17 protein-coding genes are annotated in these 17,190 nt (G+C 46.9%); 16 read left to right on the top strand and 1 reads right to left on the bottom strand.

Going from position 1 to position 17,190, the window contains the following annotated elements:
- The 16 genes from KKC1_RS03055 to KKC1_RS02980 all read left to right on the top strand — a co-directional run.
- On the top strand, positions 1-459 hold a 459-nt coding region (locus KKC1_RS03055), incomplete at its 5' end, for a cobalamin biosynthesis protein CobD/CbiB (protein ID WP_192868049.1).
- 21 nt (positions 460-480) lie between these two features.
- On the top strand, positions 481-1,890 hold the full coding sequence (locus KKC1_RS03050) for a cobyrinic acid a,c-diamide synthase CobB (protein ID WP_088553035.1): 1,410 nt from the start codon (positions 481-483) through the stop codon (positions 1,888-1,890).
- Positions 1,890-2,642 carry an adenosylcobinamide-GDP ribazoletransferase gene (gene cobS / locus KKC1_RS03045; RefSeq protein ID WP_192868048.1) on the top strand — a complete coding sequence of 251 codons (753 nt, stop codon included), beginning with the start codon at positions 1,890-1,892 and terminating at the stop codon, positions 2,640-2,642. The genes KKC1_RS03050 and cobS overlap by 1 nt, the downstream gene beginning before the upstream one ends.
- A 50-nt stretch (positions 2,643-2,692) precedes the next feature.
- A complete protein-coding gene (gene cobD, locus KKC1_RS03040) occupies positions 2,693-3,760 on the top strand; it encodes a threonine-phosphate decarboxylase CobD (protein WP_238134173.1) in 1,068 nt (355 codons plus the stop codon).
- Positions 3,753-4,373 (top strand): alpha-ribazole phosphatase, encoded by a 621-nt coding sequence (cobC, locus tag KKC1_RS03035; RefSeq protein WP_088553032.1) that lies wholly within the window; start codon positions 3,753-3,755, stop codon positions 4,371-4,373. The genes cobD and cobC overlap by 8 nt, the downstream gene beginning before the upstream one ends.
- Positions 4,374-4,428: 55 nt before the next feature.
- The gene (locus KKC1_RS03030) at positions 4,429-4,659 is read left to right on the top strand and encodes a helix-turn-helix domain-containing protein (RefSeq protein ID WP_428844924.1); all 231 of its coding nucleotides are present in this window, start codon (positions 4,429-4,431) and stop codon (positions 4,657-4,659) included.
- Between the two features lie 131 nt (positions 4,660-4,790).
- Positions 4,791-6,224, top strand: coding sequence for an IMP dehydrogenase (guaB, locus tag KKC1_RS03025; protein WP_088553065.1), 1,434 nt, complete (start codon positions 4,791-4,793; stop codon positions 6,222-6,224).
- Between the two features lie 79 nt (positions 6,225-6,303).
- On the top strand, positions 6,304-7,161 hold the full coding sequence (locus KKC1_RS03020; RefSeq protein ID WP_088553031.1) for an AAA family ATPase: 858 nt from the start codon (positions 6,304-6,306) through the stop codon (positions 7,159-7,161).
- Complete coding sequence (locus KKC1_RS03015) at positions 7,121-8,572, top strand: VWA domain-containing protein (protein ID WP_487249569.1); 1,452 nt, start codon at positions 7,121-7,123, stop codon at positions 8,570-8,572. The genes KKC1_RS03020 and KKC1_RS03015 overlap by 41 nt, the downstream gene beginning before the upstream one ends.
- A gap of 178 nt (positions 8,573-8,750) precedes the next feature.
- Positions 8,751-10,019 (top strand): glutamate 2,3-aminomutase, encoded by a 1,269-nt coding sequence (eam, locus tag KKC1_RS03010; protein ID WP_088553029.1) that lies wholly within the window; start codon positions 8,751-8,753, stop codon positions 10,017-10,019.
- Positions 10,020-10,165: 146 nt separating this feature from the next.
- Positions 10,166-11,392, top strand: coding sequence for an LCP family protein (locus KKC1_RS03005; RefSeq protein ID WP_088553028.1), 1,227 nt, complete (start codon positions 10,166-10,168; stop codon positions 11,390-11,392).
- Positions 11,393-11,493: 101 nt separating this feature from the next.
- The gene (locus KKC1_RS03000; protein WP_088553027.1) at positions 11,494-12,345 is read left to right on the top strand and encodes an MTAP family purine nucleoside phosphorylase; all 852 of its coding nucleotides are present in this window, start codon (positions 11,494-11,496) and stop codon (positions 12,343-12,345) included.
- 2 nt (positions 12,346-12,347) lie between these two features.
- Complete coding sequence (locus tag KKC1_RS02995) at positions 12,348-13,448, top strand: DUF362 domain-containing protein (RefSeq protein ID WP_088553026.1); 1,101 nt, start codon at positions 12,348-12,350, stop codon at positions 13,446-13,448.
- Positions 13,449-13,526: 78 nt separating this feature from the next.
- Complete coding sequence (locus KKC1_RS02990) at positions 13,527-14,402, top strand: radical SAM protein (protein ID WP_088553025.1); 876 nt, start codon at positions 13,527-13,529, stop codon at positions 14,400-14,402.
- Between the two features lie 14 nt (positions 14,403-14,416).
- On the top strand, positions 14,417-15,136 hold the full coding sequence (locus KKC1_RS02985; RefSeq protein ID WP_192868047.1) for a 5'-methylthioadenosine/adenosylhomocysteine nucleosidase: 720 nt from the start codon (positions 14,417-14,419) through the stop codon (positions 15,134-15,136).
- 36 nt (positions 15,137-15,172) lie between these two features.
- Positions 15,173-15,598, top strand: a complete 426-nt coding sequence (locus KKC1_RS02980) for a PPC domain-containing DNA-binding protein (RefSeq protein WP_088553023.1) — start codon at positions 15,173-15,175, stop codon at positions 15,596-15,598.
- A 10-nt stretch (positions 15,599-15,608) separates the two neighbouring features.
- Here KKC1_RS02980 and KKC1_RS02975 read toward each other — a convergent pair whose 3' ends face one another.
- Positions 15,609-17,075, bottom strand: coding sequence for an amino acid permease (locus KKC1_RS02975; RefSeq protein WP_088553022.1), 1,467 nt, complete (start codon positions 17,073-17,075; stop codon positions 15,609-15,611).
- Between the last annotated feature and the right edge of the window lie 115 nt (positions 17,076-17,190).

The following is a 17,190-nucleotide window of genomic DNA, read 5'->3' as shown; positions in this document are numbered from 1 at the left end:
GGGACTTCCCTGGCCGTTGCTTATCGGGCCGTAAATACTCTGGATTCCATGCTCGGGTACAAGAACGAAAAATATCTGCACTTCGGATTTGTGGCAGCGAAATTGGACGACCTGGCCAATTATATACCGGCGCGGATGACCGGCTTGGGAGTGATCCTGGCGAGTATACTTCATGGGTTTGATGGGAGCGGCAGCTGGCAAATCTGGAGGAGAGATGCTTCCAAACATCCTAGTCCGAACAGCGGTATTCCCGAGGCGGCAGTTGCCGGGGCTTTGGGTATTCGGCTAGGAGGTCTTAATTACTATCAGGGAAAACCGTCTTTTCGTGCTTATATGGGAAACGGGAAGGAAAAGTTGGAACCCAGACATATAATGCAAACGGTTAAAATAATGCAGACCAGTGCTATCCTGATATGGATTGCTCTACTAGGTTTGTCTTTTGGGATGAATAACTGGTAGAATTGAGCAGGTGATTTTAAAATGCATGTACCAAGGATTCTTCTCGCTGGAACCCACAGTGGGGTAGGTAAGACCACTATAGCCATAGGAATAATGGCAGCCCTTACCAGGCGGGGCTTTAAGGTCCAACCCTATAAAATAGGACCTGATTACATTGACCCGGCCTTTCACACGGTAGCAACGGGAAATCCGTCCCGCAATTTAGATACATGGCTAGTTCCCGAACAGTCAGTCAAGGAATTATTTTTCCGTTCTGCTCGCCGGGCAGACCTGGCGGTAGTTGAGGGAGTTATGGGATTATACGACGGTTTTGGAGAAACCGATGCCGGGAGCTCGGCCCATATTGCCAAATTGCTGTCCATACCGGTAATCCTAATTCTTGACGTACGTTCGATGGCGCGAAGCGCGGCAGCCGTAGTAACGGGGTATAAATACTTTGATTCAAAAGTGCACCTGGCAGGAGTGATTCTTAACCGGGTTGGCAGTGAAAGCCATTATGAAGCGGTAAGGGCGGCGGTAGAGAAAGAAACCGGCGTGCCGGTCATTGGTTGTCTCTACCGTAATGACCTTTTAAGCATGCCGGAACGGCATTTGGGATTAGTCCCTGCGGGAGAGCAGCAGGAATTAGGAAAGAAAATCGACGCTATTTGCCGACTGGTAGAGAAAAGTATTGATTTTGAGAAACTCCTAGCCATTGCCCGTCAGGCACCGCCTGTTAGTTTGCCGTTACCCGCTCTATTTGCTTCTCAAGAGGAAAAAGGGGAGCTAAGGATAGCTATAGCTAAAGATAAAGCTTTTAATTTTTACTATCAAGATTCCCTTGAGTTATTGGAAAACATGGGTGCAGAATTAATACCTTTCAGTCCCTTGAGTGATAAAGAATTACCGGCAGAAGTAGACGGTCTCTTGGTAGGCGGAGGTTTTCCGGAAATGTTTATAGACGAACTGGCAGCAAACACATCGTTAAAGGATGAGTTGCAAAAGGTCTACCGTTTGGGAATGCCGATTTATGCTGAGTGTGGTGGGCTAATGTACCTAAGCCGTAAGGTTATCGATTTTGAAGGTAAGAGTTGGCCTATGGCGGGTCTTGTTCCCGGCGAGGTGGCTATGGAGAAACGTCTGGTTGGCCTGGGATACCGGGAAGGCGTCAGTCTGAGGGACAGCCTTCTCACAAAAAAAGGGGAAAAGATACGAGGCCACGAGTTTCATTATTCCCGTTTTCGTCCATTAAAAGATAACTTCCCTTGGGCTTACGAACTTCGGGGTAGAAGGAGGGACCATTATCAGGAAGGTTACGCGGAAAAAAATATTCTCGTTTCTTACTTACATGTACACTGGGCAGGATATCCCCAAGCGGCAGGCCGGTTTTTGTCTCATTGTAAATCTTTTCGGGAAAGGAGAAAGAGCTTGGTGAATAAGGGATGGGTGTAGTGATAAGGTTTTTAATAGCTTTGCAGTTTTTAACCCGTATAACCTTACGAGAAATAGAACCGAAAGTTAATGACATGGCTCGGAGCTTAGTGTACTTTCCCGTAGTGGGAGCCATGATCGGCTTCGTTCTGGGCGTCGGCCATCTTTGGACAGGCATTTTCCTACCCAAAGAGGTGGTAGCCGCAATTCTTCTGGCCATAGGACTAGCTCTCACGGGTGGCCTTCACTTAGATGGAGTTATGGATACTTTTGACGGCCTCTTGGGTGGACATTCCCCTGAAAGACGATTGGAGATTATGAAAGACAGCCGGGTTGGTGCTCACGGAGTTACGGCAGCGTTAGTAATAGTCTTTTTAAAATTCGCTCTTTTTCAATCCTTGGGCCGGAACCAGGGCATCCCCTTTTTAGTCGAAATGGGAATGCTTTCTCGTTGGGGAGCCGTGTTAGCCATTGGCTTTTTCCCTTATGCCCGTGAAGCAGGGTTGGGAATGTCTTTTTATCAGCATGCCACCAAGAGGGAAGTTCTAATCGGTTCCTCTATTGCCTTAGGGTTGGCTTATTATCTTACCGGTTGGGTCGGGTTAATCACTTGGTTAATTACTGGTGTATTGGTATATATCTGGAGTCGAAAGGTAGTAAAGTTATTAGGAGGTCACACCGGTGATACCTATGGGGCAACCATCGAAATGTTAGAAGTAGTGGTACTGTTGTTCCTGTTATCGTTGGAGGCTGTGAAGGGTGGGATAATATGAAATCAGTTTTTAGAAAGGTGAGTTGCCAAAGGTTTGCGCACGGGGGGAACTTGCAGTCAGCTTCCGAAAAATATGGTATTCCGGTGGAAGAGTTCATTGATTTTAGTTCCAACATAAATCCATTTGGTCCGCCACCGGCTGTATTAGATGAAATCAAGCAGAACCTGGCGGAAATTTCCCACTATCCAGATCCTGACTGCAGAGCCTTGCGTAAGGTTTTGAGTGAATATTTAGATTTACCCCCGGAGCAGATTCTAGTAGGAAATGGCGCCGTAGAAATCATATACTTAATAGTGAGGTGGAAAAGGCCGGAAAGAGTAAGTGTTCCAGCCCCTACTTTTGTTGAGTATGAAAAGGCTGCCAGGCTGGAAGGTAGTTCCGTCAACTACATATTCCTTCAAGCAGAACGCAATTTCCAGTTGCAAATGGAACAGATAGAGGAAGCAGTGGAACACTCCGACTTATTATTTCTCTGCAACCCCAATAACCCGGTAGGCAACACCATTCCCCGGCCGCTGATGGAAGAAATTATTCGTTTCTGCGATCAAAACGGCGTATTAGTGGTAGTCGACGAATCCTTTATTGATTTCTTACCAAACAGTACCGAGGCTTCCTGCCGACGGCTAATAGGCCGGTACTCGAATCTCCTGTTAGTGTATTCCTTGACTAAGTTTTTTGCCCTTCCCGGTTTGAGGTTAGGATGCGGTTTAGGGCCGGAAAAGATAATGAAAGCTCTGGCGTGGTTAAAAGATCCATGGAGTGTCAACTGTTTTGCCCAGCGAGCCGGAATAGCCGCTCTAAAGTCACCTTCTTTCGGCGAAAAAACCCGTGAACTAATCACTCAAGAAAGAAATTATTTAATGCATAATTTGGGAAAAATCCCTGGCTGTAAGCCTTATCCGGCAGAAGCCAACTTCATTTTAATGGACATAAGCGGGATGGGTCTTTCCGCTCCCGAAATGGTTGACCGGCTGGGAACCCGCGGTATACTTGTCCGCGATTGCAGTTCTTTTGTCGGTTTGAATAGCCATTACATTCGGGTGGCAGTCAAGGATCGGCAGGCAAACGACCGGCTTCTTCACTCTTTGGAGGAGATAGGAGGTAAGAGAGTTGACTAAACTTGTCCTGGTGCGGCATGGGCACACTCCATGGAACAAAGGACGACGCTACCAGGGTCACAGCGATGTGCAACTAAGCGAAGAAGGCAGGGAACAAGCCCGACGGCTGCGAGACAGGTTCAAGGAAACAAAAATTGATGCTATATATGCCAGTGATCTTTCTCGAGCTCTGGAGACGGCGCAAATCATTGCCGAGCCCCACGGGCTGATTGTACAACAGATTCCAGAATTGAGAGAAATGAATTTCGGAGTCTGGGAAGGGCTGACCTTCGCAGAAATTCAAGCGCAATTCCGGGAACTGGCCGATGGTTGGTATAAGAATCCCGCCGACTTACAAATCCCGCAAGGAGAGACGTTCCGCCAAGTTAGAGATAGAGCGTACAAGGCAGTGCTCGAGCTAGTTGCCAAACATCCCGATGAAACCGTTTTGGTGGTATCCCACGGCGGCACTATCCGCGCCGTTATTTGTGCCGTACTGGATTTAGAAATGGATCGAATATGGCAGTTCCGCCAGGATAATACTGCGGTTAACATAATCGAATTTTATGAAGGACGAACGGTTATCTCTCTTTTAAATGATACCCACCACCTTTACGATTCCGGAGTCAGTTAATAAGCAGGCGTAGGGCTGGATACACTAAAGGTGTAATTCCAGTTAGAGGGGGTTGATGAAGGTGGCGGACGATTTTAAATCCCGGGCTCCCTGGAATTCAGAACCCAGTTTAAAAGAGATGGCCAACGAAGTAGGTATCAATTTTGACCAATTTATTGACGCTTTGGCAGAGCAAAAATCGGATGCAGAAATGGCAGAAGAATTCGGGGTATCCGAAAAAACAATTTACCATCTGCGAGATCATTTTGAAAGGTTTGGCATCCATTCCATTGTAGGTCAGGATTAAGGCAGGTTCAACCCTGCCTTAGTTTTTCTTAAAATTACCTGGTCACTGGGGGCGGAGGTATGCTATAATGTTGGGAAATAGTTAGAGGGACGGAAGGGAGTAGATCTGCGGTGTCAGAGGGAAAGTTCAGCATGGAAGGACTTACTTTTGATGACGTGCTTTTGGTTCCTGGTGAATCGTCAGTTCTACCCAAAGATGTGGATGTAACTACTTATCTTACTAACCGTATCAAATTAAATATTCCTATTCTAAGCGCAGGGATGGATACGGTAACCGAATCCCGGATGGCCATTGCCATAGCTCGGGAAGGGGGAATAGGAATTATTCATAAAAATATGTCCGTTGAGCGGCAGGCTCTGGAAGTTGACCGGGTTAAGCGTTCCGAACACGGGGTGATCAGCGATCCATTTTCTTTAAGTCCTGAGCACCGTATCAGTGATGCTCTGGAGCTAATGGAGAGATATCATATCTCCGGTGTGCCTATAACCGTTGAAGGCAAGCTGGTTGGAATCATAACCAACCGGGACCTGCGCTTTGAAACCGACTACAGCCGAAAAATAGGCGAAGTCATGACTAAAGACAACCTTATCACTGCTCCGGTAGGAACTACCCTGGAGAAGGCTAAGGAAATTTTAAGGCAACACAAAATAGAAAAACTTCCCATTGTCGACGAAAATTTCATGCTCAAAGGATTAATTACGATCAAGGATATTGAAAAAGCCCGCAAATACCCCAATGCAGCAAAAGATGAAGGCGGGCGTCTCCGGGTAGGAGCTGCTATCGGTGTCGGAGCGGATACTATGGAACGAGTCGAGGCCCTTGTTAAGGCAAAAGTCGATGTTTTGGTCGTAGATACCGCCCATGGGCATTCCAAAAACGTCATAGAAACAGTCAAAAAGATTAAAAATCGGTACCCGGAGGTAGAACTGATTGCCGGAAACGTAGCCACTGCCGAGGGTACGGCAGCCCTGATCCGCGCAGGTGCGGATGCAGTGAAGGTAGGCGTCGGCCCGGGATCCATCTGTACCACCCGGATAATCGCCGGAATTGGAGTGCCTCAGTTGACTGCCATATATGATTGTGCCCGGGAGGCAGCCAAATTCGGCATTCCCATAATTGCCGACGGTGGTATTAAATATTCCGGCGATATTACTAAGGCTATTGCTGCCGGTGCGAGTACAGTTATGATTGGTAGTCTTCTTGCCGGGACGGAAGAGAGCCCGGGAGAAATTGAAATTTACCAAGGTAGAAGTTTTAAGGTTTACCGGGGTATGGGTTCCCTGGGGGCTATGAAAGAAGGTAGCAAGGACCGATACTTCCAGGAGGATAATCAAAAATTGGTTCCTGAAGGCATCGAAGGAAGAGTACCGTATAAAGGCCCTCTTTCGGAAACCATATATCAATTGATCGGCGGACTCAGGGCAGGTATGGGCTACGTTGGTGCCCGTAATATTAAAGAACTGCAAGAAAAAGGAAAGTTTATCCGCATAACTAGTGCCGGCTTACGGGAGAGTCATCCTCACGACGTAACTATCACTAAAGAAGCTCCTAATTATCGTATCTAACCCGAGGAGGGCATGACTGTAAGAGTCATGCCCTCCTGCCGTTGAAGGGGAAGAAGGTTCAGCTTGGAGGTTGGCCGTTATGTTTCAGAGTATAGACGAAGTTCAGAAAAAATTGGCGGAAGAAAAGTATCTGGCCAGTGAAAAAATTGCTACGGCTGTTTTTTTGGCCTGCAGGCTCGAAAAACCGCTCCTGGTAGAGGGCCCCGCCGGGGTCGGCAAAACAGAATTGGGCAAGGTAGTGGCCAAGATCCTGGGTGCGCGTCTCGTCCGGCTCCAGTGTTACGAAGGATTGGATGAGGCAAAAGCGCTTTACGAGTGGAACTACCCCAAGCAGCTTCTTTACATTCAGTCGTGTTTTAGGGAGAACAGCTGGGATAAAGTGCGCCGGGATATTTACACTCCTGAATTTCTCCTCGCACGGCCCCTTCTAGAAGCACTTACCTCCAACGAGCCAACTACCTTACTGATCGACGAACTGGATAAGAGTGACGAGGAATTTGAAAGTTTTTTATTGGAAGCTCTGTCGGAGTTTCAGGTGAGTATACCTGAGCTGGGAACCATAAAGGCGGTTAAACGGCCTACGGTAGTTATCACCAGCAATAATGCCCGGCAGTTTAGCGATGCATTGAAACGTCGTTGCATTTATCTTTACATTGATTATCCAAAGTTTGAACATGAATTGCAGATTATACGCCTGAAGATAACGGATATAAAAGAGGAACTGGCCCGCCAAGTTGTCCGTTTTGTCCAGACAGTGAGAAAGCTGCCGTTAAATAAAAAACCGAGCATTTCGGAAACATTGGATTGGGCCCGCACTCTTTCCCTGTTAAAAGTTGAGAGTTTAAACCAAGCCGCCGTGGAAAACAGTTTGATGGTCCTGTTAAAAAACCAGCAGGATCTCGAACAAGTACAGAAAAAAGTTCCCCATCTCCTGTGAATCTGGGAATATCGAGGGGGGATGTCTGCTGGAAGGCTCCATTCTGAAATTTGCGCGGCTACTCCGAAAAGCCGGCATCGAAGTCGCCCTTTCGGAAGTTATTGATTGTTTGCGGGGAATATCTCTGATAGGGATAGATGGAGCCAGGTTTTATCATTTGCTTGCCTGTACTCTGATTAAGGAGCCAGGGGATCAAAAGATTTTTGACAAAGTTTTTCAACTGTATTTTAAGGGTAAGGCGCTTAAGACTTCGGAAAGGAAAAAAGAGGTGTCGGAGGATTTTACATCAGAAAACAGGGCGGAAACAGCCGACGGACGGGGCCTCGGTCCCAGTGGATCCGGCGTTCCTGTGGAAGCCGTATTGCAAACGGTAACCTCTGGAAGTGCAGATAACTACCGCGCACTGGTTGAGAGGGCTGTCAACAGTATGGGTAGACTTCATCGAAATGACTTGGAACGGATTGATGAATTGCTACAACGGGCCAAAGTAACGCTGCAGTGGTTTATGGTTCTTCACCGTCTAGAGCAGTTGAAAGAAAGGAACCTAATCAGTGAGGAAAGCTGGCAGAGTTATATGGAAAACATGAAACAGTTAGAGATATTGCTGGAACAAGAGATCGAGAAACGCCTGGTGGAGGCTTTCGGAGAAGAAGGGTTAGTGAAGGTACTGGCTAACACCAACTTGCGAGAAAAAAATTTTTATGAATTACGGGAAGACCAGGTGGAAGAATTGAGGATGAGGGTAAGACGACTGGCCCGGAGGCTGGCTACGCGTCGGGGCAGGAGGCGGAAGCTGAGTTCCAGCGGGCAGGTTCTTTTGCGCCAGGTGCTGCAGGAGTCACGTAAGACAGCGGGAATACCGGTTAAACTAGTTCGCGGGAAGCGGGAGGTAAGCAAGCCTGAATTAATAATTTTATGTGATGTATCTGGTTCCGTAGCGCGATTTAGTGAATTTATGTTACAGTTGGTATATTCGATCCAGAGTCAATTTAAGAAGGTTCGTTCTTTCGTGTTTGTAGATACTCTGGAAGAAGTTACTCATCTGTTCTCTACCTTGAAGATAGAAGAAGCTTTGGGGCAAATTTCCCGGGGGATGCGTTGTTCCCAGTCCGGATATTCCGACTTCGGTCGAGTGTTTCAGGAGTTTGCCGAGAATTATCTCGCGGCCGTTACCCATACTACCACCTTGATCATTCTGGGAGATGCCAAAAATAACTGGCGTCCTCCCCGAACTGAATTTTTGGCTGAAATAGCCAGTAAGGCGCGGCGGGTCATTTGGCTTAACCCGCGCCCGAAGGAAACCTGGAATCAAGAGGATGGCTTGATGGACATCTATGCCCCGTACTGCGACAAGGTCTTGGAGTGTCGAAATCTGAGACAACTGGAGCGGGTGGCCAGCGATATTTTTTAAGGAATAAAAACCTTGCAAAAAATTTTTTGATTAAATCATATATACTCAACGCAAAATAAAAAATATCATAACGACAAAAAGCTGTGTCAACTGGCAATACCTGGCATTAAGGTGGAAAAATGCGATATTTTTTGTTATACTTAATGCGAGGAAGATTTTGTTATAAAGGAGGCGGATCATGGAGTTAAAACGAGAATTAAGCGCGGAAGAAAAACGCAGGTTGGCTCAAGAAAGGGCGGAAGAATTACGAGAAAGAATCCAGGATTATTTGGAGGCAAGTAAACATATTCCAACCGGTTTTAAACTTGCCGACCAATATGAAGAGCGTAAACAAAAAATACTGAAAATACTCAATGCCACGGAAGAAGATTGGTATAACTGGAAATGGCAGTTGCGCAACAGGTTCACGAGCACGGAGCAACTGGCCAAAGTGCTGGACTTGACCGACCAAGAAATTGAAGATATTGAACGGGTAGGTAAGAAGTATCGCTGGGCTGCTTCACCTTACTACGTCAGCCTTATGGATCCCAAGGATCCCAACTGTCCGATTCGGAAGCAGGCTATTCCGTGCATTGAGGAGTTAAATGATACGGTAGGAGAAGCAGATCCTATGGGAGAGGAATTTACCTCTCCGGCCCCGGGAATTACTCGCCGTTACCCCGATCGTTTAATAATTAACGTTACTAATCTGTGCGCGATGTATTGCCGTCATTGCCAGAGAAGGCGCAACATCGGTGAAGTAGACAAGGTTACTCCCAAAGCCGATCTGGAAGCCGCCCTGGATTACGTGCGGCAAAACCCGGAAATCAGGGACGTCCTGTTGACGGGCGGAGATGCTTTTATGCTCAGCAATGATCAGCTGGACTGGTTGTTGGGAGAATTGGATAAAATTGAGCACGTTGAGATAAAGCGTTTAGGCACCAGAACTCTGGTAACCATGCCTATGCGCGTGACTCCTGAGCTTTGTGCTGTTTTGGAAAAACACCATCCGGTTTATGTCAATACCCATTTTAACCATCCTAAAGAAATTACCCCTGAGGTGGCTAAAGCCTGTGACCGGTTAACTAAAGCCGGAGTACCTATAGGAAATCAGGCGGTTTTATTGCGCGGAATCAATAATGATCCGCACGTGATGAAAAAACTAAACCATGAGCTGTTGAAAGTCAGGATTCGACCCTATTATATTTTCCACGCCAAGCCAGTAAAAGGAACTACCCACTTCATCACCCGGGTGGAAGAAGGTATTCAGATAATGGAGCATCTGCGTGGTTATACTTCGGGATTGGCAATACCCACTTATTTAATCAACGCTCCTCACGGCTATGGTAAGACACCTATGTTACCCGAATATCTAGTATCTTCTGGCCCGGATTACGTAACCATTCGGACCTGGGAAGGCCGGGTAATGAAATATCCCAACGGAGTTCCAAACTCTGTAAAGGAATAATCACCGTAAGGCAGGCGGTCCGGCTGGCGCAGGCCAGCCTTCATTATTTTATGGCAATAATTGGTTTTGAAATGCGACATCAATTGCTTTAGAGTAATTTATGGAGACGATTTGTTGAGTTCCAGTTCAGTTTGAGGTGTTTCTCTATGAAAAGAATCTGGTTTGTGGTTTTGGTTACTGTCATCGCGGGAACGTTCCTGGGAGGGGCATGGTATTGGCACCGGCTATCCCGGCCGGAAGCGTTTTTGCCTGATCGTAGTGAAAATCAGTCGGGGTCTCCGAATTCCGGTTTGGAGGACGAAAGAGAAGCGCTGGCCAACAATTTGAATATTCTTCTTCTGGGCAGAGACACTCGCCCGGAAGAAGATTCTCTTCGCACTGACACTATTATATTGGTGAGTTTAATCCCTGAACAAGAGCGGATAGCCCTGCTGTCCATTCCGCGAGATACCCGCGTATCGGTTCCCGGAAAGGGTTATGTTAAAATAAATGCCTTGCCTCAATTGGGAGGTATTGAGTTACTAAGAGACGTATTATCAGATTTGCTTGGGATACCTATCCACAATTATGTCCTGACTGATTTCAAAGGATTTATGCAGGCCATTGATATGCTGGGCGGAGTTACCATTGATGTAGAACAGGATATGTACTACCGTACTGGAGATATGGTTATAAATCTCAAGAAGGGAAGACAGCATCTCAATGGGGAACAGGCTTTACAATACGTTAGATACCGTAACTATACCCTGGGAGATATAACCCGTACCCAGCGTCAACAAAAGTTGCTTAAGGCTTTCGCAAATGAAGTTATGCAGGTCGGTACCATAAGAAAGCTACCTCAATTGCTACCTCAGCTCTGGAAGACCGTAGAAACGGACCTGAGCTGGCGGCAAGTGCTGGCTATACTTTCTTGGGCGAGGGATTGGGATAGCAAACAGATCATAAGCCATACTTTACCGGGAAGCTTTCAGGCGGGAACTACCTACTGGATTGTAGACAAGGGAAAAGCCCGGGAGGTAACCCGGAAGATCCTTCAAGGAGTAGTGGAAGGACCGGTAGTGCTGGGTTCGGTCGGAGGTTCTGGAGAAAAACTCGAGCCGTCGAGAGAAAATCAGTTAAAGACAGATATTTCTTCTAGTACGCCTGATACTGAAATTCCCGTTACGGTTATACAGGAAACCTATGAAGGAGAGCCGGAAGTAGAGTTGTCGTCGGATACTGTACAAGAGGCGCGGGAGGAAGCCAAAAGCGTAGTCGGCGAGGTTTATCAACCGAGAGATGAATCTGACCTGCCGCTAAAGGAGCAGATTCTAATGACTAATTCCGATAACCATGAGGAGACTGTACAAAGTGATGTCTATTTATCTTTTTAAGCCCCAAATGATTTTTAGGGGAAGGATTTTTAGGCCAGCTCGAGAATAAATATGAAAAAACTTCCTACGCGTAAATATTCCAGACTTGCAGGAGGAAAAAAATGGGGGACAAAAACATTCCTGTCGCTGATTTTGCCGTTATAGGTGGCTCCAGCACTTTTTCGCTGGATTTTCCGGCAGACTTGCAGCATCCCGAAGTCGAGATCCTGGAAAGGGATTTGGTTTTCTCCACGCCTTTCGGAGAGAGCCCTTCTTTTATTCTTTTTCGTCTAAAGGGAGATAACCGGATGGTGCTGACTTGTAAAATGCATGGCTGGCGTCCGGGAGTATCGAGGGCCGATGCATCTCGCCAGGTTTTTTGGGTGTTACAGCAGGCGGGGGTAAAAAAAATTCTTAGTGAAGGGGGAGTTGGGGCCTTAAACCACCTGCTGAAGCCCCGAGATTTGCTTGTACCGCATGATTATATTGATTTTTCCATGCGGAAAGATGTGAGTCTGACCAGTGAATACCTGCTCATTATGCGGGAGTCGGTGTGCCCCGAAATAAGGAAAAAATATGTCAGGGCTGCTGAAAAATTCGCCCGGGGGAGAGTTTTTGATCGCGGTATCTACGTAGTAACTGATGGACGTCATTTTGAAAGTCCTTCCGAAGTATCCTTTTTTAGACAAATACAGGGAGACATTGTTGGCCAGAGTATGTGTCCCGAAGTTTACCTGGCGCGGGAAATCGGCGCCTGCTACGGGCGTATAGACATGGTAGTAAATTATGCGGAAGGCGTAGTAGAAGATTGGAAGCATGAAGAACTGAAGCAAATATTTTACGAGGAGGCAACTACTATAGCTGAAATCATCCTGGAATGCTTGCAAAAGGTAGAGCTCAACTCCTCCTGTAACTGCCAGAACTTGCGGAAGGAAACATTGCTTAAAGAAAATAGGGGAAGAGAGGAGGTTTAATTATGGCTGCGGAAGTTTATTTTGCCGATATGCGCGCCAAAAAGGGATCCAACCTTTTGGATAAAGTAGAGAGGCTTTTTGATAGGGCAGGTTTTGCTGAATTAATTGCTCCTAAAGACCTGGTCGCCCTAAAAGTTCACTTTGGAGAACGGGGTAATACGGCTTATATCAGGCCGACCTTTGTTCGTAGGATAGTAGACAAGGTAAAAAAGAAGGGAGGAAAGCCGTTCCTAACCGACGCTAATACCTTGTACGTAGGTTCACGGGCAAATGCGGTGGACCATTTAGAAACGGCTATTGAAAACGGTTTTGCCTATGCGGTCGTCGGTGCTCCTCTCATAATAGCCGACGGACTTACGGGAAAAGACTACATTAAGGTTCCCATATCCGGAAAACACTTTAAGGAAGTGAAGATAGGAAGTGTCGTATATCATGCTGATGCCATAATAGGCGTTACTCATTTCAAAGGACACGAAGCAACCGGTTTTGGGGGTACCATAAAAAACATAGGTATGGGTTTGGGCAGTCGCAGTGGTAAACAGATGATGCATTCCGACATCCTGCCTTCCATAAACCCGGAGAAGTGTGTAGCCTGCGGCAAGTGCATTCCGTGGTGCCCCGGCGAAGCTATTGAAATTAGAGAGAAGAAAGCGGTAATTATAACCGATAAATGTATGGGCTGCGGGGAATGTACCGTTACCTGCCCGCAGCAGGCTATTGCTATTAATTGGAAAACCGAACCGGATGTTATTCAAGAAAAAATGGCAGAGTACGCCTTGGGCGTATTACAAGATAAGAAAAACAAAGCCGGTTTCTTCAGCTTCGTCATGAATGTGACTCCCGACTGTGACTGTTTCTCTTGGAGTGACGCTCCTATCGTTCCGGACGTCGGCATACTTGCTTCCCGCGACCCGGTTGCTCTCGACCAAGCTTGTCTTGATTTAGTTAACGACCAAATAGCCCTGACTAACAGCCGATTGGGAAATAAGAACGATTACGAAGACAAATTCCGGTGCATCCATGGGATTGATGGAACGCTACAACTAACACATGCGGAAAAATTGGGGCTGGGTTCGCGGCGTTATGAATTAATTAAGATTTAAACTACGGAAGGCAGAGAAGATCTCTCTGCCGCATTTTTATGGTCTTGAGGGTGTTTTAGTAAGGAAAGGGGTGAAAGATTGCATTACGAAGGCAATATCTTCCGTCCGCCCAGCGAGGCTCGAAGTTTGATTTTACAGGTTACGGTCGGCTGTTCTCATAACCGGTGCACTTTTTGCGGCATGTATAAAGATAAGAAATATCGTGAGAAAGATTTAGGTCTAATCCGAGATGATATTATAGAAGCCCGGGAATTGTACCCCGCTACCCGCCGGGTATTTTTGGCCGACGGAAATGCTCTGGCTATGGAAACCGCCAAATTACTGCAGATCATGCATTGGCTTCGGGACTCCTTTCCTTACCTAGAAAGAATAGCCATATATGCCGGACCGCAGGATATTTTGCAAAAGACCCAAGAGGAGTTGCTACAGCTTAGGGAGGCCGGTTTGAAAATGATTTATCTGGGTGTCGAATCCGGTGATGACGAACTCCTTCGGGAAGTGCGCAAGGGCGCCACGGCAGAGGAGATGATTAAAGCCGGGCAAAAGATCAAGGAAGCTGAAATACCTCTATCGGTTACTGTAATTTCCGGTCTTGGAGGCGTGGAACGCATGGAAAGTCATGCCCGGGAGACAGCCCGGGTCCTAAATGCTATCAATCCGGATTATCTAGGCGTATTAACTTTGATGATCCTTGACAACACACCCTTGGGCTTAAAGACAAAGCGAGGTGAGTTTAAGCCGTTAAACCGGTTTGAGGTACTGCAGGAGTTACGTCTGTTGGTTCAGGAACTGCAGATCAGCAACTGTATTTTCCGCAGCAACCATGCTTCCAATTACCTGCCGTTAAAAGGTGTCTTGGCTGAGGATAAAGACAGTATCCTGGCGGTTTTGGATGAAGCCTTGACATACCGCCGCGAGGAATGGTTGAGGCCTGAAGAATGGCGGGGACTTTAAGGAGGAGTCTTAAGATGACCATTGGCTTGATCTGTGCTCTTCCTCAAGAAGGAAAGCTTCTCCGGGAAAAAATGGCTGTCGAAACAATAGACGAATTGGCGGGAAGAAAGTTCTTTTTCGGTACTTTGAATAAAAAACGGATTGTTCTAGCCTTCAGTGGAGTAGGTAAAGTTAGCGCGGCTCTTACAACCCAGCTAACCGTTGACCGTTTTTCAATCTCCCGCCTTATCTTTTTTGGTACCGCCGGTTCACTCAGCAATGTTCTTCAGGTAGGAGATATAGTGGTGGGTACCGAGGCAGTGCAGCATGACGTGGATTTCGCCGGCGTTCCGCTCGGGCAGAAGAACATTTTACACGAAGGGAGATATTGGTATCCTTGTGATGAACTGATGCTGGAAAGGGCCGGTTATGTAATTTCCCGCTTTCAGTCCTTACCGGTTTTCAGGGGAGAAAAAAGAATGCCCCGAGTTTTCATGGGTCCCGTCCTCACCGGAGACAGGGCAGTAGTGAGCAGCACTTACCGACAAAAGTTAAACGAAAGGTTTTCTGCTATGTGTGTGGAGATGGAAGGCGCTGCGGCCGCCCAGGTTTGTTTTGCCAATCAAATACCTTTTCTATTGATTCGTGGTATTTCAGATGAGGCTGACGAGCATACAGAAAGACAATTCTGGGACAATATAGAACGAGCCGCAGAAGTAGTCGGTCTTTTCATTGAGTGTTTTTTGGAAAAGTAGAGTTAAGCAATAAAATCTTACTAGGGGGGTCCGAATATGAGGATTTTCGAAGGCAAAACAACACGCACCTATCTGGGGAGAATGGATCATGGAAGCGATCTCTTAAAATCGCTGGAGGAATTTATCATGCGGGAAGATATCAGGTGCGGTAAAGTTCAGGTGATCGGCGCCGTATCCCGAGGAGCGTTTGGTTTTTATTCACAAAAAAATAAGGAATATAGAATTTGCCAGTTGGACAAAGAGATGGAAATTGCAACGTGTATCGGAAACATCTCTTTAAAAGATGGTAAGCCGTTTGTGCATGCCCATATTCTCTTCAGTGATGAAGAAGGCAGGACGTATGGGGGGCATTTAACGGAAGGCACTATTGTATTTGCTGCTGAATTTATAGTGGAGGAAGTAGAAGATACCGCACCGAATCGGGTTTTTGACTCTGTTACGGGATTATTTTTGTGGGAATAATCGGGAAGATCTATTCACGGTCCTCCTGGTCGGGTTTACGAGCAGGTGAAGGAACTAAGTTTTCCAACACAACCGTTGCCCTTTGTTCTTCTATTGTGGCCAGACGGCTGCGGCGGTATCCATAGCTAAAATAGATAATTAGTCCCAAAGCCATCCAGATGAAAAATCGTATCCAGGTTAAGCGAGGAAGGTTGAAAATAAGAAATACTGCAAAACCTATAGCAGCCAGGGGTACTACCGGCATCCAAGGCACTTTAAAAGGCCGCGGGAGATCAGGCATAGTCTTGCGCAGTACTATAACACCGATAGACACTACTAAGAAGGCAGACAAGGTGCCGATATTGGCCAGTTCCGCTACCATACCAATAGGCAGGAAACCACCTAACAATGCGACTACCAGTCCCACCAGGAGGGTATCAATATAAGGTGTTTTATATTTTTTATGGATGACCGCAAAAACAGGTGGCAATAAACCATCCCGGGCCATGGCAAAGAAGATACGGCTCTGCGCGTAGATGCAGGCTAGTAGGACGCTAGTCAGGCCGGCAAGGGCACCAACAGCCAGAAAAGCCGATGCCCCTCTAATTCCGGCTGCAAGAAAGGCGGCACTTACGGGAGAGGATGTGTTCAGCCGGGTGTAAGACAGCATACCGGTTAAGACGGCGGCAACTAAAATATATAGAATAGTGGAAATCGCCAGGGAACCTATGATGCCGCGGGGAAGATCCCGGGCGGGGTTTTTTACTTCTTCAGCGGCGGTGGAGACGGCATCAAATCCGATGTAAGCAAAGAAAACGATAGCAGCTCCCCGCATTATTCCTCCGATACCGAAAGGAGCAAAAGGAATCCAGTTGGATGGATTAACGCGCGTGGCGCCCCAGATGATAAATACCAGGATTACCAAGAGCTTAATAGCCACTATACTTTTAGTAGCCTGGGCGCTATGGCGAGTTCCTCTGGTTGCTATCCAGGTCATCAGGAATGTTATCATTATAGGAGGTAAATTTATTACTCCCCCTTCCAGAGGTGAACGAGAGAAGCTATCCGGCAATATCACCCTGAAGGATTTGAGCAAATCGACAAAGTAAGAGCCCCACCCAATAGAAACAGCTCCCGCTGCTACCACGTATTCAAGTACCAAATTCCAGCCGATGATCCAGGCCAGGATTTCTCCCAGCGACGCGTAAGCGTAAGTGTAGGCGCTGCCGGCCACGGGTACTAGCGATGCCAGTTCTGCATATACCAGGGCTGCCAGGCCTGCCGCAGTACCTGCAATTATAAACGAAACTATCACTCCCGGGCCTGCGTATTTGGCAGCAGCTACACCGGTGAGCACAAAAATCCCGGTTCCAATAATTGCTCCGACACCCAGGGCTATAAGGTCATACATACTCATAGTTCGAGACAATGCTGCTTTTCCTTCATCAGATGATTCGGCTAAAATCAGGTTAATCGGTTTCCTTCGCCAGACTGACATTGATCATCTCACCCGTTTTCTAGTCTTTCCTGATTAATCTTCTTTATGTAAAAAGGGCAAAGTGTTTTTTTAAAGATAATTTTTGTGTGTTATAATAGGTTTTAGTATTAATAAC

The organism is Calderihabitans maritimus, assembly GCF_002207765.1.
Classification (GTDB): domain Bacteria; phylum Bacillota; class KKC1; order Calderihabitantales; family Calderihabitantaceae; genus Calderihabitans; species Calderihabitans maritimus.
The sequence above is the reverse complement of the archived record's forward strand: the minus strand, read 5'-3'. Positions and strand labels throughout refer to the sequence as shown.